This is a genomic window from Paraburkholderia sp. 32 (genome assembly GCF_050435345.1).
Taxonomy (GTDB): Bacteria; Pseudomonadota; Gammaproteobacteria; order Burkholderiales; family Burkholderiaceae; genus Paraburkholderia; species Paraburkholderia tuberum.
This window is the reverse complement of sequence record NZ_JBNDKD010000003.1, coordinates 3,758,746-3,781,434: the sequence shown is the minus strand read 5'-3', so window position 1 is coordinate 3,781,434 and position 22,689 is coordinate 3,758,746. Positions and strand designations below refer to the sequence as shown.

The window sequence follows — 22,689 nt, the reverse complement described above, 5'->3', positions numbered from 1 at the left end:
GCGTTCGCTCCATGGTTCGAGAGTCGGTAAATGCGGTTCGGTGCGCCGCACTCATACCGAGAGGTATTCGCGGATGCGGTCGGTGTCGCCTGCATCACGGGTGCTTTGATGTACGAAGCGGCCGCCTTCGATCACGAAGAGCCGGTCGGCGACGTCGAGCGCGAAGCTCAACACCTGCTCGGACACCACGATGGCGATGTTGCGGGTCGTGCGAATCTGATTGAGTGCCTTCGCGATGTCCTTGATGACGGACGGCTGAATGCCCTCGGTCGGCTCGTCGAGCAGCAACACCTTCGGATCGGTCGCGAGCGCGCGCGCAATCGCGAGCTGCTGTTGCTGGCCGCCCGAGAGGTTGCCGCCCTTGCGCCGTCGCATGTCGAACAGCACGGGAAAGAGCGCGTAGAGATCGTCGGGCACGAGCTGGCTGCGCGCGTTTTCGAGGCCCGTCTGGATGTTCTCCTCGACGCTCAGCGACGCGAAGATCTGCCGGCCTTGCGGCACGTAGGCGATCCCTTTCGCCACGCGCCGGTAGCTCTCGTCTTTGGACACGTCGGCGCCGCCGACCCGCACCGTGCCGCGATTGGCGGGCAGCATGCCGATGAGCGCCTTGAAAAGCGTCGTCTTGCCCATGCCGTTGCGGCCCATCACCGCGACGCTTTCGCCGTTCGCCACGGAAAATCCGATGCCGTGCAGCACCTCGCTCTGGCCGTAGCTGACCACGAGATCGTCGACTTCCAGCATGATGTGTTCTCCGTGTAAATTCAGTGGCCGAGATAGACATCGATCACGCGAGGATCGGATTGCACCTGCGCCATCGGCCCTTCCGCGAGGATCTTGCCTTGATGCATGACCGTGACCTTGTGCGCGATCCGCTCGACGAAGGCCATGTCGTGCTCGATCACGATCATCGAGCGATTGCGGCAAATGTGATCGAGCAGTTCCGCTGTGACTTCCCGTTCGCGCGCGCTCATGCCTGCAATCGGTTCGTCCAGCATCAGGAGTTCGGGGTCCTGCATCAGTAACATGCCGATTTCCAGCCACTGCTTCTGGCCGTGCGACAGCAGCCCGGCTTCGAGATCGAGCGAAGCGGCAAGACCGATCTCATCGGCTACCGCACGCACCCGGTCGGCCACTTCGGCATCCTCGCGATAGGCGAGCGCGCCGAACACGCTGCGTCCGCGCGGAAACGACACTTCGAGGTTTTGCGCGACGCTCAGGTTTTCGTAGATCGACGGCGTCTGGAACTTGCGGCCGATGCCCTTGCGCACCCGCCGGAACTCGGCGAGATTCGTGATTTCCTCGTTGCGGAACTTGATGCTGCCGGCGGTCTCCCTGGTCTTGCCGCAAATCAGATCGAGCAGCGTCGTTTTGCCCGCACCGTTCGGGCCGATCACGACGCGCAATTCGCCGCGCTCGAGATAGAGGTTCAACGAATCGATCGCCTTGAAACCGTCGAACGACACGCTCAGATCTTCGATCGCAAGCAGAAAGTCAGTGTTGCTCATGCGTCAGATCTCCTTGTTCGCTGCGCCGAGCCACCGGCGGATACGCGGCCGGGCATGCTCTTCGTAGAGACCCGCGAGCCCGTTCGGAAAGGCCATCACCACGCCGATGAACATCGCCGCCATCAGATAGAGCCAGAGATTAGGCAGGCTCTCCGAGAACCAGCTTTTGCCGAGGTTGACGAGAATCGCGCCATACACCGCGCCCACCAGTGACATGCGCCCGCCGACTGCGGCATAGATCACCATCTCGATCGACGGCACGATACCGACGAACGACGGTGACATGAAACCCACCTGCAGCGTGAACATTGCGCCACCGACAGCCGCGAGCAGCGCCGCGAGGCAGAACGCGAACACCTTGAACATCGCGACGTCGTAACCGGAGAAGCGCACGCGGTCCTCCTTGTCGCGCATCGCGAGCAGCAGCGTCCCGAGCTTGCTGCGCTGGACCCAGCGACAGGCGAGCAGCGCGCCGATCAGCAGCACCGCATTGACGAAATAAAGAACCAGCTTCGCGTGGTCGGTGCGGATGTCCCAGCCGAGCAGCGTGCGCAGATCGGTGATCCCGTTCACGCCACCCGTATATCCTTGCTGGCCGATGATCAGCACCGAAAGAATCAAGGCGACCGCCTGCGTGATGATCGCGAAGTACACGCCGCCCACCCGTCGCTTGAACATCGCATAACCGACGACGAACGCGAGAGCCGTAGGCACCACGAGCACGGCGAGGATCGAGAACGGTAGAGAATGAAACGGCCTCCACCACGTAGGCAGCGCGGTGAGCTGATTCCAGTCCATGAAGTCGGGAATGCCGGGCGTGGTCTGCGTGTGGGTGGCGGCCGGGTCGGACGCCTCGAGCTTGAGGAACATCGCCATCGCGTAACCGCCGAGGCCGAAGAACACGCCTTGTCCGAGGCTGAGCACGCCGCCGTAGCCCCACGCGATCACGAGGCCAATCGCCACGAAAGCGTAAGTGAGGTACTTGCCCATCAGGTTCAGGCGAAACGTATCCAGCACAAGCGGAAACACGACAACGATCAGCACCGCGAGTATCGCGATGCCCACGTAACCCGACGCGTCGAGCCGCATCGCGAGCGCGCGCCAGCCTCCCGGCGCGCTGGGACCGGATCGCGGGGAAACGCTCCCCGCCACGGCTTGGATGGGTTCCATGTCCATCTCCATACGAATTAATCAGTGAATGAGCCGTGCACGGCGCCCCGCACTCACACGCGCCGCACCTTCGACGCAAAGAGTCCCTGCGGACGCAGCATCAGGATCACGACGACCGTCAGCAGCGTAAGAACACGTGCAATCGAACCCGACAGGAAAAACTCGCTGATCGACTGCATCTGCGCGATGCCGAACGCCGAGGCCACGGTGCCGAGCAGGCTCGCCGCGCCGCCAAAGGTGACGACAAGAAACGAATCGACGATATAAAGAGAACCGCTGGTGGGTCCGGTCGAGCCGATCGCCGTGAACGCCGCGCCCGCCACCCCCGCAATACCGCAGCCGATCGCGAAGGTCATCCGGTCAGTGCGCCGCGTGTTGATGCCGGCAGCGTTGGCCATGGGCCGGTTGGCAACCGTGGCACGCACGCGCAGGCCCCAGCGCGAGCGGTAGAGCGCGAGCAGCAGTCCGCCTGTCATGACCAGCGCGAGTCCCATCACGAACATGCCGCTGACTGGAATATCCAGGCCTGGCGCTGGCTCCCAAGAGCCCATCAGCCAGTCGGGCAGCGCAGGACTCACTTCCTTCGGCCCGAACGTCGAGCGAAACACTTGCTGCATGCCGAGACTCAGACCCCAGGTAGCGAGCAGCGTGTCGAGCGGACGGCGGTATAGATGGCGGATCAATGCCCATTCGGCGAGCCAGCCCGCCGCGAACGCGAGGCCGAACGCCGCGACGATCGCGAAGAAAAAGTACACCGGCGTGAACGCGTGCCAGACGTTCTGCGAGAACCACGAAAACATGTAGACGGTATAAGCGCCGATCGTCATGAATTCACCGTGCGCCATGTTGATCACGCCCATCTGGCCGAAGATCACGGCGAGCCCAAGCCCCATCAGGAGCAGAACGCTGAACAGGCTCAGACCGGCGAAGCCCTGCATCAGCGTGATGTTGAAAATGTCGGTGGCGGACATCGAGCGCTCCTCGCGCGGCGGCGCGTTGCGTCGCCGCGCAGCTGCGGTTGACGGATTACATGTAGCCCTTCGGGAACGGATTCGGCTGGATCGGCTGGTCGGACTGCGCGACGACCTTGAATTGGCCGTCTGCCTGGCCCTGGCCGATCAGCGAGCGGCTCCACAGGTGGTGATTCGCATCGACCTTCGCATAGCCCTGCGGCGCATTGGCCACGTCGATGCCCGCCGACGACGCCACCACCTTGTCCACGTCGAAGCTGCCCGCGCGCTCGCAGGCGGCCTTCCAGATCCATGGGCCGAGATACGCGGCCTGGGTCACGTCGCCGATCACGGACTTCTGGCCGTAGCGCGCCTTGAACGCAGCGACGAACTTCTTGTTGTTCTCGTTATCGAGTGCCTCGAAGTATTTCATCGACGAATAGAAGCCCGCGAAGTTGTCGCCGCCGATGCCGAGCACTTCGTCCTCGGTTACCGACAGCGTCAGCAGGAACTGCTTCTGCGGAGTGATACCGGCCGCCTTGAGCTGCTTGTAGAACGCAACGTTCGAGCCGCCCACCACGCTCGCGAAAATGCAGTCCGGCCGCGCGAGCTTGATCTTGTTCATCAGCGACGCAAACTCGGTCGTGCCGAGCGGGTAATACTCCTCGCCGACGACCTTCGCGTGCAGATGCTGCTCGATATGACGGCGCGCGATCTTGTTCGACGTACGCGGCCAGATATAGTCGGAACCAATCAGGAAAAACGTCTTGGCCTTCTTCGTGTTCGACGCCCAGTCGAGCGCCCAGAGAATCTGCTGGGTCGCTTCCTGGCCCGTGTAGAACACGTTCTTCGACTGTTCGAGGCCTTCGTAGAAGGTCGGGTAATAGAGCAGCCCATTGTCCTTCTCGAACACCGGCAGCACTGCCTTGCGCGAGGCCGAGGTCCAGCAGCCGAACACGGCCGCGACGTGGTCGTTCTCGAGCAGCTTCTTCGACTTCTCCGCGAAGGTCGGCCAGTCGGAGGCACCATCTTCCTGAATGATCTGGATCTTGCGCCCGAGCACGCCGCCCATTGCGTTGATCTGCTCGATCGCAAGGCGTTCGGCCTGGATCGAACCGGTTTCGGAGATCGCCATCGTGCCGGTCGCCGAATGCAACTGGCCGACTGTCACCGTGGTATCGGTCACCGCGAGTCCGGTGGTGTTCACCTTGGCGGTGGGCGGCGTTTGAGCAAATGAAGTACGTGGCAGCCCCAGCGCCATCAACGGCGCGGCGGCGAGGCCGCCGATCAGTTTCCGGCGCAACGGCGACGGCGTGCGAGCATCATCATCGATTCGATCGTCTGCGGACATCACATTCTCCTTATCGGTCGCCCTGCGCTTCTTGCGAGAGCTGGTTCGAGGTTGGACGCAATGTAGAAAGCCAAATTGGCAACCGGAATACGTCGATTGACGTATTCCCCGCAGTCGCACTGGAATGTAATTTGCATCAGACACCGATCCGATCGTTTCCGCACCAATCCAGCTCATCTCCATGCCCCAGAGTCACCCGTCAGTGGGCACGCCCAGTACCCAACGCATCGTCAAGGTGCGGCGCGACTACAATGCGTGGGTCGGCGACGAAACGCTTGAGGATTACGCGTTGCGCTTCACGCCGCGTTCGTTTCGACGCTGGTCGGAACTGCGCGTCGCCAACACGGCAATCGGCGCCGTGTCTTTTCTGGTGCTCGAAGCGATCGGCGGCAGTCTCGTCGTCAACTATGGCTTTACGAACGCGGTCTGGGCGATCGCGGTCGTATCGGTGCTCATCTGGCTCACCAGTCTGCCGATCAGCTTTTACGCCGCGCGCCATGGCGTCGACATGGATCTGCTTACGCGCGGCGCGGGCTTCGGCTATATCGGCTCGACGCTCACGTCGCTGCTCTATGCCGTCTTCACGTTTATTTTCTTCGCGCTCGAAGCGGCCATCATGTCGCTCGCGTTGCAACTCTATTTTCATATCTCGCTGGCGATCGCCTATGTACTGAGCTCGCTCGTCGTGATTCCGATCGTGATGTTCGGCATCACGCTGATCAATCGGCTGCAAAGCTGGACTCAGCCGCTGTGGCTCGTACTGTTCGCGCTGCCCTATGCGGCTGTGCTGTGGCACCATCCGGGTCTGGTGCACGAATGGACGACCTTTGCCGGCTTCGCTGCGCAAGGCCGCGCGTTCAGCGTGATCGCGTTCGGGCAGGCCTCGACCGTGGTGTTTGCATTGATCGTGCAGGTCGGCGAGCAGGTGGATTACTTGCGCTTCCTGCCGCCGCTGACTGCAAAGAACCACACGCGCTGGTGGCTCGCGCTGCTGTCGGCGGGACCAGGCTGGATCGTGCCCGGCGCGCTCAAGATGCTCGGCGGCGCATTCCTCGCCTTCGTCGCGATCCAGTACGAAGTCAGTCCGGCGGAGGCCACGCAGCCCACCCAGATGTACCTCGTCGCCTATCACTTGCTGCTCGATCCGTTTGGGCTCGCGAGCTGGGCGCTGCCCGCGATGACGCTGTTCGTGATCGTTTCGCAGTTGAAGATCAACGTGACGAATGCGTACGCGGGCTCGCTCGCGTGGTCGAATTTTTTTGCCCGTCTGACGCATAGCCATCCGGGGCGGGTGGTGTGGCTCGTGTTCAATGTGATGATCGCGCTGCTGCTCGTGGAAATGGGTGTATTCGAGGCGATCGCCAGGGTGCTGTCGCTCTACGCAAACATCGCGATCGCGTGGATCGGCGCACTGTTCGCCGATCTCGTCATCAACAAGCCGCTTGGGCTTAGCCCGCGTCATATCGAATTCAAACGCGCGCACCTGTACGACGTGAATCCCGTCGGCGTAGGCGCGATGCTGATCGCCGCCGCCGCCGCGATGCTCGCGCAGAGCGGCATGTTCGGCTTGCTGGCACAAGCCATGTCGTCGTTCATCGCGTTCGGCGTGGCGCTCGCCTGTGCTCCGGTGCTCGCGATCGTCACGCGCGGACGCTACTACATCGCGCGCGCCGCCCAACCCACGGGCAATGCGACTTCGCTTCGCTGCGCGATCTGCGAGAACGCGTTCGAACCGGAAGACACAGCCTTCTGCCCTGCCTACGGCGGCACGATCTGCTCGCTGTGCTGTTCGCTCGATTCGCGCTGCCACGATCGCTGCAAGCCGCACGCACGCTTCGCGTCGCAAGCCGATCGCGCGCTACATCGCGTGTTTCCCCGCGTGCGGCTCGGCCCAGCCGCGCTGCGTCTCATGCACTATGCCAGCCTCATGTGCGCGATACTCGCGGTGCTCGCGAGCGTGCTCTATCTGACCTGGTCGCAGAGTGTGACCTCGCTCGCCGTCGACGGATCGTCGATCGACAGCGCGATCGGCCACAGTTTTCTGAAGATATTCTTCGCGCTTTCTCTCGTCGGCTGCATAGCGGCGTGGTGGTTCGTGCTGGAGCGCGAAAGCCGCCGCGTCACGCAGGAAGAATCGCAACGGCAAAACGAATTGCTGATGCAGGAAATCGACGCGCACCAGAAAACCGACGCCGCGCTCAAGCGCGCGACGGCCGCCGCCGAATCGGCGAATCAGGCGAAAAGCCGCTACGTGTCCGGTTTGAGCCACGAGTTGCGCACACCGCTGAACAGCATTCTCGGCTATGCACAGTTGCTTTTGCAGGCGAAAGAGGAGTTTTCGCCGACGCGCTACAGCGCCGTGCGAACGATTCACCGCAGCGGCGAACATCTGCTTGCGCTCGTCGATGGGCTGCTCGACGTCGCGCGTATCGAGGCGGGCAAGCTGGAACTGAACATCGCACGCGTGTCACTGGTGGATTTCGTCGCGCACGTCACCTCAATGCTGCGCCCGCAGGCGCTCGAGAAAGCGCTCGCTTTCGACGTGCAGACCGTAGGCCGCCTGCCCGCCACCGTGCGTACCGACCAGAAATGCATGGGTCAGATTCTGACCAATCTTATCGGCAACGCGATTCGCTTCACGTCCACGGGTACAGTGACGCTGCGCGTGAGCCACGTGCTCGACACGTTGAAGTTCGAAGTAGTCGACACCGGCCCCGGAATTCCTCCGGCCGAGATGGAGCGCCTGTTCCTGCCGTTCGAGCGAGGCGAAGCGGCGCATGCGCACGATCACGGCGCGGGACTGGGGCTCACGATCTGCCGGCTTCTCACGCAGGCACTCGGTGGCAGTCTGGAAGTGGACAGCGAGGTCGGGCGCGGCACGCGCTTCATCGTGCGACTGTTCGCGCCAGCAGTGAACAGCGCAGCCGACGCGCGCACTGAACTCGCGGCGATCCGCGGCTATACCGGGCCGAAGCGCGCGATTCTCGTCGTCGACGATCTCGCGGATCAGCGCGGCATCGTCGTGCAACTGCTGACGCCGCTCGGCTTCGACGTCGCCGAGGCGGAGAGCGGCCCCGACGCGTTGCGCTGGCTGGCGACACACAGCGTCGACGTGATCATCATGGACATCTCAATGCCGCTGATGGACGGCTACGAAGCCAGCCGGCTGATCCGCGAAAACCAGTTGTCGAACGCCCCGATCGTGCTGCTTTCGGCTAATGCATTTGCCGACGATCGGGAACGCGCGAGCGCGACCGGATGCGCCGGATATCTCGTGAAGCCGCTCCAGATCAATTTGTTGCTCGACAAGCTCGCGCAGTTACTCGTGCTCGACTGGATCGCATCCGAGCCGTCCGCGTCCGCGCAAGCCACGCCGCCCGTCAGGCACGCGTCACTGGATGTCGCGTGGCCGAAAGCGGTGCTCGAGCGGCTGCGCGCACACCTCGAAGTCGGCTACCTGCAAGGCGTGATCGAACAACTCGACTCGGCGCGCGCGACCTGGCCCGCGCTACAGGAGCAGATCGACGTGTTGCGCGCTTTGGCGGAACGCTTTCAGCTAAGGGAGCTTGAGCATGAACTCGACCGACTGTCTCGCGCCGCGGACGTCTGACGCGCGCGCGATGAACTCCACCGATGCGTCGCCCGAGTGGCTGCGCGAGCGTCCCGTCGTGTTGATTGTCGACGACACGCCGGACAACCTCGCATTTCTCTCCGATACGCTTCAGGCACATGGTTACGCGGTGCTGGTCGCGCTTTCGGGCGAAGATGCGCTCAAGCGCCTCGCACGCGTGACGCCCGACGTCGTGTTGCTCGACGCGATGATGCCTGGCATGGATGGCTTCGAGACCTGCAGGCACCTGAAGCAGGACGTTCGCCACGAACATCTGCCCGTGATCTTCATGACGGCATTAACGGAAAGCGAGCATGTGGTACGCGCGTTTCGCGTCGGCGGCATCGACTATGTGACGAAACCCGTGCGTCCCGAGGAGGTTTGCGCGCGCATTGGCGCACACGTGCAGCGCTCACGTGCGCAACTCTATGCGCACGCGGCACTGTCGCTCGATGCGCGGGCGGCGCTGATCGTCGGCGCCGATGGCGCGATCCGCTGGCAGAGTCCGCAAGCGGCACGGCAAATTTCTGCCTACCGGGCCAGCCACGCCGATGACCTCGTGCAAGCGGTTGCGCACCCCATGTTGCCGCCGCTGTTGCGCGACTGGTTTGCGGACTGGCTCGGGCGCGGGAGTCCGACCGGCGCCGTCCTCGAATTCACCGCGGGACACGTGCGGCGTTCTGCGAGCGCAACCTCCGCTCCCGATCCTGGAGAGTGGATCCTCACCCTCAAGGAGACCGATGACACTGTGCACAGCAGCGCACTCGCGACGCGCTTCAATTTGACGGCCCGCGAGGCCGAAGTGCTGCTCTGGGTCTCTCGCGGCAAGACGAATCGCGATATCGGCGACATTCTCGGCATGGCGCCGCGCACGGTGAACAAGCACCTCGAACATCTGTTCCGTAAGCTGCACGTCGAGACGCGCGCGGCTGGCGCTGCGCTTGCGATCAAGGCGCTGGACAGGGCCTGAAACAGCTGAACGGTCGCGCAAGCGATGACGGAAACTGCCCTGCCTTGTTGTTTTACCCGAGCAGCGGCGGCACGCTCGACGCTTTGTCGGGAGCCACACGAGTTGCGGGAGTTGCAGCGCAAGAGACCCCGATGAACGCTGTAGCCACGGCGTTGCGCGCGGTGTACACGGAAAGCAGAGGAAGCGGCTTGAATGTCACTGTCGAGCGTCCAACAGGTGACGCTTTAGTTTGAGGTTGCAACGAGCATGTAGCCGAGGCCCCACACCGTGCGGATATGTCGGGGCGAGCTTGCCTCTGTCTCAATCACCTGTCGTAAGCGAAGAACTTGCACGTCAACGCTGCGGGCGCTCGCCTCATATTGCGACCCGCGCGCGCGCTCTATCAGATTTGCGCGGCTTACGGGACGGTTTGGCGTCTCCGCAAGCGCACACAGGAGACGCATTTCAGCTGCGCCGAGTTCGACGATGCCCGCTTCGTCCGACATCAATTCTCTACGCCGAACGTCCAGCCTGAAGGCGCCGAACCGCAAGCATTGCGACTCGCCTGCGAGCAGCATCTCGCCCCGCACGTTTTGCAGGCGCACCTGAAACTGCTGCCGACGTAACATCGCCCGAACCCGCGCTATCAGCTCGCTCGGCAGAAACGGTTTCGCGAGATAGTCGTCGGCGCCAATCTCCAAACCTACGACCTTGTCCGCGGGATCGCCACGCGCTGTTAGCATGAGGATGGGGATTGTCTCTCTCCGAGCACGCAACCGACGGCAGATGGACAGGCCGTCTTCGCCTGGCATCATGATATCGAGAATCAACAGGTCGAACGGGTAGCGCTCGATCAAGACGTCCAACTCAATGCCTGTCTTCACCGCGCGCACCGAGAAACCTTGTGCCGTCAGAAAGCGTTGCAGCATATTGCGGATTTCAACATCGTCGTCCAGCACGATGATGCGACCGGTTGGCAGATCATCTGACATATGATTAAGCAGATACCTCTAATAACGCCTGTCTTTTAGTTCCTGTTTCCGATGCTACGCGGCGAACCGCTTAGCTTTGCTACAGCCGTCACGTGCCTCGGTGGGCGGCGACAATCTCGTCGAAGCGGGCTGCGCCGGGCGGCCTGCCGGCCTGCAGTTGCGCCTGCACTGCTTACCAATCCGCTTGATGTCTGCGGCGATACGTTGCACCTCGGACAGTGCCAGTGCGGCATGCAGTTCCGTAGCGACATCCAATACCTCCTTTGGCAAGAAAACGGACTTGCAATCCGCTAACACCTTCGCATGCATCTGCATGCCACAGGAAGTTCCGTATGGTTCGACGAACGGAATATACAAGGATCTCCGCACTGGATGTGCTGGAAAGGTATGTCAAAAGATGTCATCGATTGTGCTGGCCACAACACTGACTGGCGAAAGCCCACGACCGCCCGGCGCCACCCGTATGTGCCGGGCATGCCATCCTGACTGCTCATATTACAGCTGTCGCTCGTGGTCAGCGAGAAAGCGAGTGCACCCGTGCATTTGCGGACAGAAAAACAGGCCCCGTCGATGACATTTCCTGACATGATTTGCTAACACCTGGCGTTATGAAATTCGCCTACATTTCTTCGATCGATCGTGTGCTGCAGCTTCTGCGGTGCGCTCGCATTGCGGTTAGTCGCGGCCCCGGTCATCACTCGTTTGTGAGCGTTATTCTCTTCCTATGTCAGCTCAGATTCTTCTAATCGACGACGACGCCGAATTGTGTGATGCGACTCGCCGCTACCTGGTAAGGTGGGGTTTCGACGTGTCAGTGCTACATGATGCGCGTTCGCTCGAACACCGGCTCAAACACGAACGCCCGGACCTGATAGTGCTCGATCTTATGATGCCGGGCGTCGACGGCTTGACGGCACTACGTAGGTTGCGCGCATCAGGCGACGACATTCCAGTCTTGATGCTCACCGCCCGCGCCAACGAAGAGGACCGCATCGCTGGCCTTGAATTGGGTGCCGATGACTATCTCCGCAAACCGTTTAACCCGCGTGAGCTGGTAGCACGGATTCAGTCCGTGCTGCGGCGCCAGCGCGCCGTACCCGATGCGGGCATTCCCCAACGACGGCAACCTTACACATTCGGCGCGTTCACGCTGGACTTTCAGTCGCGCACTCTGAATAGCGGAGAGACGTCTCTTACCTTATCTGCCAGTGAGTTTGCGCTGCTGCAGATTTTCGTTAATTCTCCCATGTGCACACTCACCCGCCGGCGTCTGCTCAAGTCACTTCGTGGCGCGGAATCCGAGTCCGCCGATCGCGGCATCGACGTTCAGATCTATCGTCTGCGCCGCATCGTGGAAACTGACCCGTCGACACCACGATTCATCCAGACCGTTCGCGGGTGCGGATACATCTTCGTGCCGGACCTCGAAGAGCATGCTGCCGGCACATCGACTCACCATTCGCATAACTGAGGTCTCTGGTTGCCCTCATACTGCTGTATATGCGCTTATTGCTTCGAGCGCGACCAGTCGCCAAACTACTATACGGTAGCAGCGGCCAAGTGGTGACCACCGCGAACGCCATGGCAAGGGTAATCGAAGATAAGTCGAGCGCCGGCTCACTGACTCACTCGGATATACACGATTTTTGAGCGGCCGTTATATCCTGGTCGCTATCCGTGAACTGGACGCAGTTGCGCATCGTCCCTGCGGCGAGCTTCGGACAGGATGCAAAGCGGCCGCTATGCATCCCGCCCGCCCACGGGGCGGACGCGAATAGACTCAGGTCAATAGTACGCGGGAGCGACGATCAGTGGCGGTCGAGGGACTACAACCAGTGGCCGGGCCATTATTGGACGACCCACCGGAACGACTACACAGCCGCTAAGCACCGCGGCACTCATGCAAAAACCGGCAGCAAGCGCAAAGCGACAAAGAACACGCGCATTAAGCATTAATTCAACTCCTTTCGATTGAGGCTCAGCGACTGGCATTAGGGATGCGTTCAGGCGTTACCGCTGGGGACGCCGCGCCGCTCGTGTCCCAGACCGTAATCCGCATTTGGGGGGCCAAGATTCGCGGTGTTGGTCTCCCTGTCCAGGTCGCCCTCCACTGGAGCGCCGGGCGCGACGAGCACGCTCGGATTGATTTCGGTGCGCCAGGCCCGCAGGACTTCCAGCTATCGACTTGCCCATGGCGGGTTGCTAGCGTCGGGTAACCGGAGCGCGCAGCAGCCCCATCATTCGACGTGATGAGGCGACCCGATGGGACATATTCAATACACGGTTAAACCACCCGAGGGTATTGAAGCTTGCCTTGCAAGCGCTTACTGCCGATGCTGCGCAGCGAACTGCTCGATCTGCTCAAGCGTCACGTACCCTTGATGCGTAGTATCGATCTCATCGAAATGGGCTGCGACGCGCGGCATACCTGCCTCCGCCTGTTCTTTCGTGAGCTTGCCGTCATGAGTTGCATTCGCGGCAGTAAAGCGCGCTTCCAACATCTGCTGCATGCTGCTCTGCGCGAACGCAGACGACACAGCGAACGTTGCAGCCAGAATAATGAATAAACGTTTCATCAAAGACTCCGTTAAGAAATGAATGACGTGCACGGAATAGCCAGGGGACAAAGCTCGACCCAGGATTTCCAGCCGGCAGAATTCCAGGTCAAGCCATGACACGACCATACGAGCGAAATCAGTACGGCGCGTAGTAGTAAGGTGGGGGCGCGCCATAGATTACGGCGCGGGGCGGCACGGGGCGTACGGGCACGACGATCGCTGCCGAACGAGGTGTTTCGATCGTATCTCCCTTTGCCGTGATGCATTGCGCGTACGCGTTGTCGTATTGCTGCTGCAACGACGCTTCGGTCTGATTGTGCTGCGCCGAGCCCGTCATGCTGCCAGCAGCAGTCCGGCACCCGCACCGATTGCGGCGCCGGCACCGGCGTTGCCCGCCCCGGCGCCGATCAGAGCCCCGGCCGCAGCGCCTCCAGCCGTGCCGACGGCGGTAGCAGCAAGTCCGGAGGTTGCCGGCTGATGCGAGGCCGCCGCCGGATTCATGACCTGCGTCGCGTACGTGCGGCAGCTATAGTCGTCCTGCTGGAACTGGTTGAGGGTCTTGCCGTTCGCTGGGACCGCCATGACGGTAGGCGCACTCGGCGGCGTGACCGCACACCCCGCCATGCCCAACCCAACAGCGAGGCAGACAAGCAGTGGCGCAATACGAGTCGATGTCAGATTCTGGTTCATTGATAGTGCTCTCACGATGATGCAGCGCGAAGTAAGCGCTCAGAAGTGGTAAGCAGCGCCCACCGATCCAATTACAGCCGCGCGTCGTTCAACGATCGGACTGTTCGCAGCATCGCCGAGCAAGGAACCGACGCCGAAGGCGCTTTGCAGTGACCACTGCCGGTTCAGCCGATGATCCCAGTCGACCTTGAGGTCGACTCGCGAAAAGCCGGCTGAGGGGTGATACGGCGAGAGGCCGGTCGTGCTGGACGCAGCCTGCTCGCTGTCGATACCGAACCGCGTCTGCTGCGAAGGTCCGTTGGACCACACGGCGTCGGCGGACACCGACACCCGGTCAACGGGCTTCTGGACCAGCGCATAGGACGCGCTCAGCGTGACACGATTGCCATAGCCGGCATGCGCGGACTGAAGGAAGCGCAGACCCGCGCTCGCTGGACCATAGTGCCAGCGCGCGAACGCACCGAAGTCGAAGGACGTTGCGATATCTCCGGTGCCGTTGAGCACCGCCGCATAGTCCTGGTTGCGGCCCAGTTGAACGCCGATCAGCGGGCCCACCGCAACACTCGGCCCCAACGGGTAGGCGACGCCGCCCGTGAGCCCCTGCACGAAGATTGCCCCGTTCAACAGCGACAGCATGGGCAACGGCAGCACACGATAGGACTTGCTGCCTTCATAGTGGGGCAATGCGGTCACGTTGATGCCCACGCTATCGTCCGGCGACGACTGCGCCAACGCTGGTGAGTAAGGCAGGCACTCAGTGGCGATGACGGCGAGCGCGCCCAGCCACCGTCGTGCGCGGCTTCGCTTGAGAACCGCGGCGACAAAGCGATAGTCATGCATGTTCAAGCCCATCTATCGATGGTTGTCCGGCGAACCGCAACGCCCACGCTGATATCAATCGCCAGGGACCCAGCAGGCGCCTTGCCGACAGCCATAGAAATTGCCGCACTGGCAGCAGACACGAGAACGATTTTAAATTTCACTGCACACTCTCCATGTGATGGATTCACCCCACTGGCGAACCCCGCATGACACAGCCGCCAATGTAGGGAACCTGTGCGCTACATGTTGTTGGAAATGTGTTGCATGTCATGTCAAGCCACGTCGCGGGGAAGCGATACCGCACAAGTGGACGTAACGGGGCCTTGCACGCGGTTCGAGACGCGGACTTTGAAAAACGGTCGTGGGCGCTATCGGACTCTGGACCGCGCAGATCGGCAGACGACGTTACAACGGCGCGCCCGCCATCATGGGATCGGGGCCTGGCTCTTCGACGACATCCAGCCGCCGCCCAGGTTCTTCACCAGCCCAACGCCGCTTTTCGCCAGTGCCCCCTGCGTATCGTTCAGGTTCTGTCTGGCCGTGAGTAGCGTCACTTGCTGAGTCAAATCGGACTGCTCGCTCGCGGTTCCGGCCGTCAGTTGCGCGGCGACGCTCTCCAGCAACTGCCGGTTGCGCTGGTAAATGTCGGCAAACGCGTGCTCCTGCTGGCGCAGATGGTTCAATGACGACAAGCTGTCTTCCACGTTCTGGAACGCCGTGAGCACGGCTTCGCGATAAGATGCGACGTCTTCGTCATAGGTCGCCTGCGCCTTGTGCACGGCGGCCACGCGGGCACCACCGTCAAACAGCGTGGCGGCAAGTGAGGGACCGAGCGACCACATCCGGGTCGGCAATGAGAACAGCGTCGCGAAGGTGTTGTGCTGCACGAGACCCTGTGCCGATAAATCGAGGTCCGGAAAGAATGCGGCCTTCTCTACCCCGATAAGCGCGTTCGCAGCAGCAGCGGTGCGTTCCGCGCTGACCACGTCAGGCCGTCTTTCCAGCAACGCAGACGGCAGCACGGATGGCACCTCGGGCTCGCGAAACACATAGTCGAGCCGCGGTGCAATCGACAACGAAGTCGGCGGCACACCCGTGAGCGCCGCGATTGCGTGCTCGTCCTGCTCGCGCGAGGTCTGTGAAATTTGCAGGTTCGCGACAACCGCCTCCTGCGTGTCCTGCGCATACAGCAGATCGACTTGCGACGCGGTCCCCTGTGCCAGCGCTGCGCGCGTGATCGCGAGAATCCGCCCGTTGACCGCCTCCTGCTGCCGCAACAGGTCGATGTCGATATCGAGCTGGCGGATGTCGAAATAGTCGGTCGCCAGCGTCGCGGCGATCGACAAGCGCTCGCCGGCAAGCGTCGCATCCGCGCTCTGCGCGTTCGCCTTGCCGGACTCGATCTGCCGGCGCACGCCGCCCCACAGATCGACTTCCCAACTCGCGTAGGCCTTCGCGTATTCCGTCGTCGTGCTCGAGCTGTGCGAGGCCGACGCGTCGACACCGAGCGTCGGAAACAGGCTCGCCCGGTCTGCAGCGACGGTGGCCTGCGCGAGCCGATAGGCGGCCGCCGCGCCTGCAATCGACTGATTCGACTGCAGCGCTGCGTCGACGAGCCGGGACAGCTCGGGATCGTCGTACGCGTCCCACCACCGGGTTGAGAGCGATGCCTGCGGGTTGGGCGTCGCAAGTCGCCACTGTGTGCCCGCTTCCTTGAACTGCGTTGGAATCGCTACGGCCGGCTGGTGATAGTCCGGGCCGACCGCGCAGCCCGAAAGCCAAAGCGTGGCGCCGAGCGCACAGGCGCAGCAGCGCATGCCGACCGACACGGCCGACAGCAATCCGATGGGCGATGTCATGCGTGTTTCCTTCGGCGCCGCAACCGCTGCGACGCCCGATCGAGCCAGAGATAGATGACAGGGGTGGTATAGAGCGTGATGACCTGGCTGAACACCAGACCGCCGATGATCGAGATACCGAGCGGCTTGCGGAATTCGGATCCGTAGCCTGACCCCAGCACGAGCGGCAGCGCGCCGAAAATTGCGGCGACCGTCGTCATCATGATCGGACGGAAGCGGATCAGGCCCGCGCGCACGATCGCCTCCTCCGGCGGCAGCGCATGCTGACGCCCTTCGGCAATCGCGAAGTCGATCATCATGATCGCGTTCTTCTTCACGATGCCGATCAGCATCAGCACGCCGATCAACGCGATGATCGACAGCTCCGTATGAGTGAGCAGCAGCGCGATCAAAGCGCCGACGCCCGCAGAAGGCAGCGTCGAGAGAATCGTCAAAGGATGAACCAGGTTCTCGTACAGCATGCCGAGCACGACGTACACCGACAACAGCGCGGCGAGGATCAGCAGCGGCTCGCTCGCCATCGACTCACGAAACGCTGCTGCCGTGCCGGCGAACGCGCCGGAGATACTCGCCGGCATTCTGAGCGCAGCGACGGCCTGACTGATCTGCTGCGTCACGGGTCCGATCGATGCACCGGGGCGCAGGTTGAACGATACGGTAATGGCGGGGAACGTAGCCTGGTGATTGATCGAAATGGCGCTGGGGTCGGTCGAGAACCGGGCCATCGCGGCGAGCGACACCAGCGCTGAACCGTTCGCCTGGGCCGCGGCCGACGGCGTAGCGGCGCTTGCGCCGGTTGCCCCCCCGGCGGCGGTCGTCGACGCGCCGCTCGTGGCGAGCGCCGGACTCGCCGGAACATGGATGTCCTTCAGTACCGAAGGACTTGTCCAGTACTCGGGCGCCACCTCCATCACGACGTGATATTGATTCGCGTTCCCGTAGATGGCCGAGACCTGCCGTTCGCCGAACGCGTCATAAAGCGCCTCGTCGATATCCTTGAAGCTCACGCCCATTCGCGCGGCGGAGTCGCGGTCGACGTCGATGCCGACCTGCATGCTCTTGTCCTGCTGATCGGTGTTGATGTCGGCCAGCGCCGGCATCTTGTGCATCTGCGCGACTAACTTCGGCACCCATTGATCGAGTGTCGCCTGATCGTCCGCGGTCAGGGTGTACTGGTACTGTGCGGCGCTCTGTCGGCCTCCGGCCGCGAGGTCCTGCAACGACTGCAGATAGAGCTGTGTCCCCGGCATATCGGCAAGCCGTCGGCGCACCTGAGCGATCACCTGATCGGCCGTCGCGCGACGCTCACCCAGGGGCTTGAGCGTGACGAACAGCAGTGCGTTGTTGAGCGCGTTCGCTCCCCCCACGAAGCCACCCACGAACGCGACGTTCGGATTCTCCTGCACCGCCTTGTTGACCATCTGGAACTGATGCTGCATCTCGTGCCAGGAGATGCTTTGCGACGCCTGCAGCGTGCCAAGCAGCAGCCCCGTGTCTTCCTCCGGGAAGAAGCCTTTCGGAACCACGGTGAACAGCCAGAGGTTCAGCACGAACACCAGCACCGTCACGCCACCCATCAATAGCGGATGCCGGATGACCCAGCGCAACGACGTGCCGTACAGGCGAGAAAATCCGCTCTCGTGATGCTCGTCGCCGTTCCCGGCTTGCGGTCCTGCGCGCAGGAAAATGCTCGTCAGCATCGGCGTGACCGTGAGCGAAATCAGCATCGACATCACGATCGCAACGGAAAGCGACACCGAGAACTCACGCAGCAGCCGGCCCATCAGTCCCCCCATGAACAGCAGCGGGACGAATACCGCGATCAGCGAAACGCTGATCGAAAACACCGTGAAGCCCACTTCCTGCGCCCCTGCGAGTGCCGCCTCGATGGGCTTCTTGCCGCGCGCCAGATGCCGCATGATGTTTTCGACGACGACGATTGCATCGTCGACCACGAAACCGGTCGAAATGGTCAAGGCCATCAGCGAGAGGTTGTTCAAGCTGTAGCCAAGGACGTACATGACCCCGAACGTACCCAGCAGCGACAGCGGTACGACGATCGCCGGAATGAGCGTCGCGCGCCAGCTGCGAAAGAACGCGAACGTGACGGCCGTCACGAGCACGATGGATACAAGCAGCGTCATTTCGACGTCGAGCAGCGAGCCGCGAATCGTCTTCGTGCGGTCCACCGAAATCGCCAGCTTGATGGTCGACGGGATCGCCGCCTCGAGCGCCGGCAGTTCGGCCTTCACGTTGTCGACGGCGTCGATCACGTTCGCGCCCGGTTCCTTATAGAGGACCAGCAACACGGCCGGCTTGCCGTTCGACAGGCCGTAGTTCTCAAGCTGCTCGACATCCTGACGTACATAGCCGAGGTCGGACACACGCACGATGTTGCCGTTGTTCTGCCTGACGATCAGCCGTCCGTAGTCGGCGGGCGAATACAGCATGTCGTTCGCGCCGATCGAATAGTTCTGCCCGCTCGCCGACATCGATCCCTTGGGCAAATCGACATTCGCATTCCCGATCGTGCTGCGGATCTGCTCCAGACTGATGCCGTAGTGGCTCACCCGGTCTGGATTCAGTTCAACCCGCACCGCCGGCAGCGCGGCGCCGCCCACCACCACGTTGCCCACGCCAGTTGTCTGCATCAGCTTCTGTTGCAGCACCGTCGACGCCGCGTCGTAAAGCTGGGCTGGCGTGGCCGTGTCGGAGGTCAGACTGATCACGAGGATGGGCGAATCCGCGGGATTGACCTTGCGATACGTCGGGCTGCCGTCCATGTTGGGCGACAGGTTGGTTTTCGCCGCGTTGATCGCGGCCTGCACGTCGCGTGCCGCGCCGTCGATATTCCGGCTCAGGTCGAACTGCAACGTGATCTGCGTTTGCCCGCGCGAGCTGACCGACGTCATCTGAGCGAGGCCCGCAATATGGCCGAACTGCCGCTTCGAGCGGCGTTGTGACCGAGGTGGCCACGGTCGTCGGATCGGCGCCGGGCAGTTGCCCCTGCACCAGGATCGTAGGAAAGTCGATTTCGGGCAGCGGCGCAACCGGCAGCAGCCTGAATGCCAGGATACCGAATAGAGCAAGGGCGACAGCCAGCAACGTCGTCGCGATGGGCCGCCTGACGAATGGGCCAGACAGGTTCATTGCACATACTCCGTTACGATCGGCTCGTCCGCGGCAAAGCGTCTTTCCAGACGATGCATCGCCAGATAGATCACCGGCGTCGAGAACAAGGTCAGCAACTGGCTGACGCACAGGCCGCCGATAATCGCGATGCCAAGTGGATGCCTCAACTCGGAGCCCATGCCGGAGCCGAACGCGAGCGGCAGTGCGCCGAACAGCGACGCCATCGTCGTCATCAGGATCGGACGGAAGCGCTGTTCAGCCGCACGCCGGATCGCATCGTGTGCGGACAGGCCGTGGTTGCGCTGCCCGTCCAGCGCGAAGTCGATCATCATGATCGCGTTTTTCATCACGATGCCGATCAGCAGCACGATTCCGATCAGGCCCATGATGTCGAACTGGGTTCCGGTCATCAGCAGCGCCAGCAGTGCGCCAAGCGCCGCCGAAGGGAGCGTGGACAGGATCGTGACCGGATGAATGAAGCTCTCGTACAGGATGCCGAGCATCAGATAGACCACGATCACGGCAGCGGCGACCAGGTACCCTTCGCTCGCCAGCGACGACTGAAAGGTCGCGGCCGATCCTTCGAGCGACACCTGGACGGACTGCGGCAACCCTATCTGTTCCTTGACCCGGTCAAGACGGGCGATCGCCGTGCCGAGGCTGTATCCGGGAGCGAGATTGAACGACACGTCCGCATACGGGAACTGGCCCTTGCGATCAATCCGCAACGGCGCGGGCATCACCTTCATCGTCGCCATCGACGCGAGCGGCGCGAGGCTGCCCGACGACGTATTTACATAGAGTCCTGAAAGCAGATGCGCAAGGTCGTCGGCGTTGTTTCTCGCGACCAGCACCACGTGATACTGGTTCAACTGCGTGTAGATCGTCGACACCTGGCGCTGACCAAACGCGTCGTACAGCACATCGTCGATCGCCTGCGGGGTGATGCCAAGGCGCGACGCGGTATCGCGGTCGAACGTGAGTTGCACCTGATTGCCTGACTGCATCGCCTCGCTCTGCACGTCGGCAAACGCCGGATCGCCGCGCAACGCGCCAACCAGCTCGCCAGTCCAGCGAGTGAGCAGCGCCGGATCGGTCGACTGCACGCCGAGCCGGTAGCTCGTCGTCGAGATGGTGTCGTCGAGCGTCAGATCCTGCACCGGATGCAGAAACAGGCGCACGCCCGCGAGGCCTGCGGTGTCATCGGTCAGTCGGCGAATCACCTCGTCGATGCGCGCTCGCTCGCCCTTGTCCTTCAGATTGATCAACAGGGTGCCCTGATTGATCGTCGGTCTCGTCTGGTCGATGCCGACAAACGACGAGAGACTTGCGACTGCCGGATCGCGTGCGACCCGGTCGACGACCTGCTGCTGTTGGCCGATCATGCGCTGGAACGAAATGGTCGGCGCGGCCTGCACGACACCTTCGATCAGACCTGTGTCCTGCTCGGGAAAGAAGCCCTTCGGCATCAGCATCAGCACGACGAACGTCAGCGTGGCCGTCAACACCACCGATGCGATCGTCAGGCGCCGATGCGACAATACCCAGTCGAGACCGCGTATGTACCTGCTGTTGAGCCGGTCGAAGAAATCGACCCGATGCGAGTGTGGCTGCGCTTTTAACATGCGCGAGCACATCATCGGCGTAAGCGTCAGCGACACCAACGCCGACAGGACGATCGCGACCGACAGCGTCAGCGCGAACTCGCGGAACAGGCGCCCGACCACGTCGCCCATGAACAGCAACGGGATCATCACCGCAATCAGCGACACGGACAACGAGACGATCGTAAAGCCGATCTCCTTCGCACCCTTGATCGCGGCCCTCAGGGGCGTTTCCCCAGCCTCGATGTAGCGTGTAATGTTCTCGATCATTACGATCGCGTCGTCGACGACAAAGCCTGTCGCGACAGTCAGCGACATCAACGTGAGGTTATTCAGCGAAAAGCCGAGCCCGTACGCGACCGCGAGCGTGCCAACGAGCGAAAGCGGCACGGTGACTGCGGGAATCACGGTAGCGGGCACATTGCGCAGGAATACGAAGATCACCATCACGACGAGCGCCACGGCGATTGCCAGCTCCGTTTCGACGTCGGCAACCGACGCGCGGATCGTCTTCGTGCGATCCGTCAGCACGGCGACCTTCACCGATGCGGGCAAGCTCGCCCGCAGTTGCGGCAACAGCTTCTGCACGCTATCGACCACATCGATCACGTTGGCGCCCGGCTGCCGCTGGATGTTCAGCACGATAGACGGCGTGCTGTTGGTCCACGCCGCCTGTTGCAAATTCTCGGCGCTGTCGATCGACCTGGCGATCTGCGCCAGCCGAACCGGTGCGCCTTGCCGGTACGCGATGATCAGGTCGCGATAGTCCGCCGCCGATTGCAGCTGGTCGTTCGCACCGATCGAATACGACTGGTATTTTCCGTCGAGACTGCCCTTCGCCTGGTCAACGTTGGCACTGCCGAGCGCGGTGCGCACGTCGTCGATCGACATGCCGAGTGCGTTGAGCGCGCCGGTATCGGTCTGAACCCGCACGGCCGGCCGCTGACCGCCGCTGATCGTGACGAGACCCACGCCTGAAATCTGCGAGATCTTCTGCGCAAGCCGGGTATCGGCCAGGTCCTCGATCTTCGTCAGCGGCAGCACGTCGGATGTCAGCGACAGCGTGAGCACCGGGGGGTCGGCAGGGTTGACCTTGCTGTAGACAGGCGGATACGGCAGATTCGCCGGCAGAAAGCTCGACGACGCATTGATCGCGGCCTGCACTTCCTGCTCGGCGACGTCGAGCGAGAACGACAGATCGAACTGCAACGTGATCACCGATGTGCCGTTCGAACTCGTCGAGTTCATCGCCTTCAGCCCCGACATCTGGCCGAGCTGTCTTTCGAGCGGCGAGGTGATGGACGAACTGACCACATCCGGGCTTGCGCCGGGATACTGCGTGTAGACCTGGATCGTCGGATAGTCGATTTCCGGTAGCGCCGAAACAGGCAGCAGGATGTATCCCAGCACCCCGGCCAGAAACAACGCGATCATCAACAGCGCGGTCGCAATGGGTCGCTCGATAAAGATTCGTGAAGCGTTCATCGTCGGCTCCGC

The 22,689-nt window shown here is 62.3% G+C and carries 16 protein-coding genes and 1 pseudogene; 3 read left to right on the top strand and 14 right to left on the bottom strand.

Annotation, left to right across the window (positions count from 1 at the left end):
• Window positions 1-51: 51 nt before the first annotated feature.
• From urtE to urtA, 5 genes are read right to left on the bottom strand one after another with little or no spacing between them, the layout of a single operon-like run.
• Window positions 52-741 carry an urea ABC transporter ATP-binding subunit UrtE gene (gene urtE / locus OKW26_RS40230; RefSeq protein WP_429357014.1) on the bottom strand — a complete coding sequence of 230 codons (690 nt, stop codon included), beginning with the start codon at window positions 739-741 and terminating at the stop codon, window positions 52-54.
• A gap of 20 nt (window positions 742-761) precedes the next feature.
• Window positions 762-1,505, bottom strand: a complete 744-nt coding sequence (gene urtD, locus OKW26_RS40225) for an urea ABC transporter ATP-binding protein UrtD (RefSeq protein WP_090804072.1) — start codon at window positions 1,503-1,505, stop codon at window positions 762-764.
• 3 nt (window positions 1,506-1,508) lie between these two features.
• Window positions 1,509-2,675 (bottom strand): urea ABC transporter permease subunit UrtC, encoded by a 1,167-nt coding sequence (urtC, locus tag OKW26_RS40220; protein ID WP_184039859.1) that lies wholly within the window; start codon window positions 2,673-2,675, stop codon window positions 1,509-1,511.
• A 53-nt stretch (window positions 2,676-2,728) separates the two neighbouring features.
• Window positions 2,729-3,646, bottom strand: a complete 918-nt coding sequence (urtB, locus tag OKW26_RS40215; RefSeq protein ID WP_090804070.1) for an urea ABC transporter permease subunit UrtB — start codon at window positions 3,644-3,646, stop codon at window positions 2,729-2,731.
• 55 nt (window positions 3,647-3,701) lie between these two features.
• The gene (gene urtA / locus OKW26_RS40210) at window positions 3,702-4,976 is read right to left on the bottom strand and encodes an urea ABC transporter substrate-binding protein (protein ID WP_090804068.1); all 1,275 of its coding nucleotides are present in this window, start codon (window positions 4,974-4,976) and stop codon (window positions 3,702-3,704) included.
• Between the two features lie 181 nt (window positions 4,977-5,157).
• On the opposite strand from urtA, the gene OKW26_RS40205 reads away from it, so the two are divergent.
• Both OKW26_RS40205 and OKW26_RS40200 read left to right on the top strand, forming a co-directional pair.
• Entirely contained in the window at window positions 5,158-8,586 is a 3,429-nt protein-coding gene (locus OKW26_RS40205; RefSeq protein ID WP_429357013.1) for a hybrid sensor histidine kinase/response regulator, read from the top strand.
• Window positions 8,587-8,596: 10 nt separating this feature from the next.
• On the top strand, window positions 8,597-9,556 hold the full coding sequence (locus tag OKW26_RS40200; protein ID WP_429357180.1) for a response regulator: 960 nt from the start codon (window positions 8,597-8,599) through the stop codon (window positions 9,554-9,556).
• A gap of 224 nt (window positions 9,557-9,780) precedes the next feature.
• On the opposite strand, the gene OKW26_RS40195 is transcribed toward OKW26_RS40200, so the two are convergent.
• Window positions 9,781-10,527 carry a response regulator gene (locus tag OKW26_RS40195; RefSeq protein WP_429336224.1) on the bottom strand — a complete coding sequence of 249 codons (747 nt, stop codon included), beginning with the start codon at window positions 10,525-10,527 and terminating at the stop codon, window positions 9,781-9,783.
• 724 nt (window positions 10,528-11,251) lie between these two features.
• Here OKW26_RS40195 and OKW26_RS40190 point away from each other — a divergent pair.
• Window positions 11,252-11,998: a response regulator gene (locus OKW26_RS40190; RefSeq protein WP_429357012.1), complete on the top strand. Its 747-nt coding sequence runs from the start codon at window positions 11,252-11,254 to the stop codon at window positions 11,996-11,998.
• 853 nt (window positions 11,999-12,851) lie between these two features.
• On the opposite strand, the gene OKW26_RS40185 is transcribed toward OKW26_RS40190, so the two are convergent.
• The 8 genes and pseudogenes from OKW26_RS40185 to OKW26_RS40150 all read right to left on the bottom strand — a co-directional run bounded on the left by OKW26_RS40185 (window position 12,852) and on the right by OKW26_RS40150 (window position 22,677).
• The gene (locus OKW26_RS40185; protein ID WP_184062163.1) at window positions 12,852-13,103 is read right to left on the bottom strand and encodes an EF-hand domain-containing protein; all 252 of its coding nucleotides are present in this window, start codon (window positions 13,101-13,103) and stop codon (window positions 12,852-12,854) included.
• Window positions 13,104-13,221: 118 nt separating this feature from the next.
• Window positions 13,222-13,422, bottom strand: a complete 201-nt coding sequence (locus OKW26_RS40180) for a hypothetical protein (RefSeq protein WP_429357011.1) — start codon at window positions 13,420-13,422, stop codon at window positions 13,222-13,224.
• On the bottom strand, window positions 13,419-13,667 hold the full coding sequence (locus tag OKW26_RS40175) for a hypothetical protein (RefSeq protein WP_429357010.1): 249 nt from the start codon (window positions 13,665-13,667) through the stop codon (window positions 13,419-13,421). Before OKW26_RS40175 ends, OKW26_RS40180 begins: the two co-directional genes overlap by 4 nt.
• A 147-nt stretch (window positions 13,668-13,814) precedes the next feature.
• Window positions 13,815-14,615, bottom strand: coding sequence for a MipA/OmpV family protein (locus tag OKW26_RS40170; RefSeq protein ID WP_429357179.1), 801 nt, complete (start codon window positions 14,613-14,615; stop codon window positions 13,815-13,817).
• Window positions 14,616-14,617: 2 nt separating this feature from the next.
• The gene (locus OKW26_RS40165) at window positions 14,618-14,758 is read right to left on the bottom strand and encodes a hypothetical protein (RefSeq protein WP_429357009.1); all 141 of its coding nucleotides are present in this window, start codon (window positions 14,756-14,758) and stop codon (window positions 14,618-14,620) included.
• 264 nt (window positions 14,759-15,022) lie between these two features.
• A complete protein-coding gene (locus tag OKW26_RS40160) occupies window positions 15,023-16,456 on the bottom strand; it encodes an efflux transporter outer membrane subunit (RefSeq protein ID WP_429357008.1) in 1,434 nt (477 codons plus the stop codon).
• A pseudogene (locus OKW26_RS40155) lies at window positions 16,453-19,606 on the bottom strand (efflux RND transporter permease subunit). Before OKW26_RS40155 ends, OKW26_RS40160 begins: the two are co-directional and overlap by 4 nt.
• The gene (locus OKW26_RS40150; protein WP_429357007.1) at window positions 19,603-22,677 is read right to left on the bottom strand and encodes an efflux RND transporter permease subunit; all 3,075 of its coding nucleotides are present in this window, start codon (window positions 22,675-22,677) and stop codon (window positions 19,603-19,605) included. Before OKW26_RS40150 ends, OKW26_RS40155 begins: the two are co-directional and overlap by 4 nt.
• Between the last annotated feature and the right edge of the window lie 12 nt (window positions 22,678-22,689).

What these genes read in the sequence shown, in the direction of transcription:
- OKW26_RS40195 (WP_429336224.1), bottom strand. Translation starts at nt 10,527, where the DNA reads ATGTCAGATGATCTGCCAACCGGTCGCATCATCGTGCTGGACGACGAT.
- urtE (WP_429357014.1), bottom strand. Translation starts at nt 741, where the DNA reads ATGCTGGAAGTCGACGATCTCGTGGTCAGCTACGGCCAGAGCGAGGTG.
- urtB (WP_090804070.1), bottom strand. Translation starts at nt 3,646, where the DNA reads ATGTCCGCCACCGACATTTTCAACATCACGCTGATGCAGGGCTTCGCC.
- OKW26_RS40180 (WP_429357011.1), bottom strand. Translation starts at nt 13,422, where the DNA reads ATGACGGGCTCGGCGCAGCACAATCAGACCGAAGCGTCGTTGCAGCAG.
- urtC (WP_184039859.1), bottom strand. Translation starts at nt 2,675, where the DNA reads ATGGAACCCATCCAAGCCGTGGCGGGGAGCGTTTCCCCGCGATCCGGT.
- OKW26_RS40160 (WP_429357008.1), bottom strand. Translation starts at nt 16,456, where the DNA reads ATGACATCGCCCATCGGATTGCTGTCGGCCGTGTCGGTCGGCATGCGC.
- OKW26_RS40170 (WP_429357179.1), bottom strand. Translation starts at nt 14,615, where the DNA reads ATGCATGACTATCGCTTTGTCGCCGCGGTTCTCAAGCGAAGCCGCGCA.
- OKW26_RS40190 (WP_429357012.1), top strand. Translation starts at nt 11,252, where the DNA reads ATGTCAGCTCAGATTCTTCTAATCGACGACGACGCCGAATTGTGTGAT.
- OKW26_RS40185 (WP_184062163.1), bottom strand. Translation starts at nt 13,103, where the DNA reads ATGAAACGTTTATTCATTATTCTGGCTGCAACGTTCGCTGTGTCGTCT.
- OKW26_RS40205 (WP_429357013.1), top strand. Translation starts at nt 5,158, where the DNA reads ATGCCCCAGAGTCACCCGTCAGTGGGCACGCCCAGTACCCAACGCATC.
- OKW26_RS40150 (WP_429357007.1), bottom strand. Translation starts at nt 22,677, where the DNA reads ATGAACGCTTCACGAATCTTTATCGAGCGACCCATTGCGACCGCGCTG.
- OKW26_RS40175 (WP_429357010.1), bottom strand. Translation starts at nt 13,667, where the DNA reads ATGGCGGTCCCAGCGAACGGCAAGACCCTCAACCAGTTCCAGCAGGAC.
- urtA (WP_090804068.1), bottom strand. Translation starts at nt 4,976, where the DNA reads ATGTCCGCAGACGATCGAATCGATGATGATGCTCGCACGCCGTCGCCG.
- urtD (WP_090804072.1), bottom strand. Translation starts at nt 1,505, where the DNA reads ATGAGCAACACTGACTTTCTGCTTGCGATCGAAGATCTGAGCGTGTCG.
- OKW26_RS40200 (WP_429357180.1), top strand. Translation starts at nt 8,597, where the DNA reads ATGAACTCCACCGATGCGTCGCCCGAGTGGCTGCGCGAGCGTCCCGTC.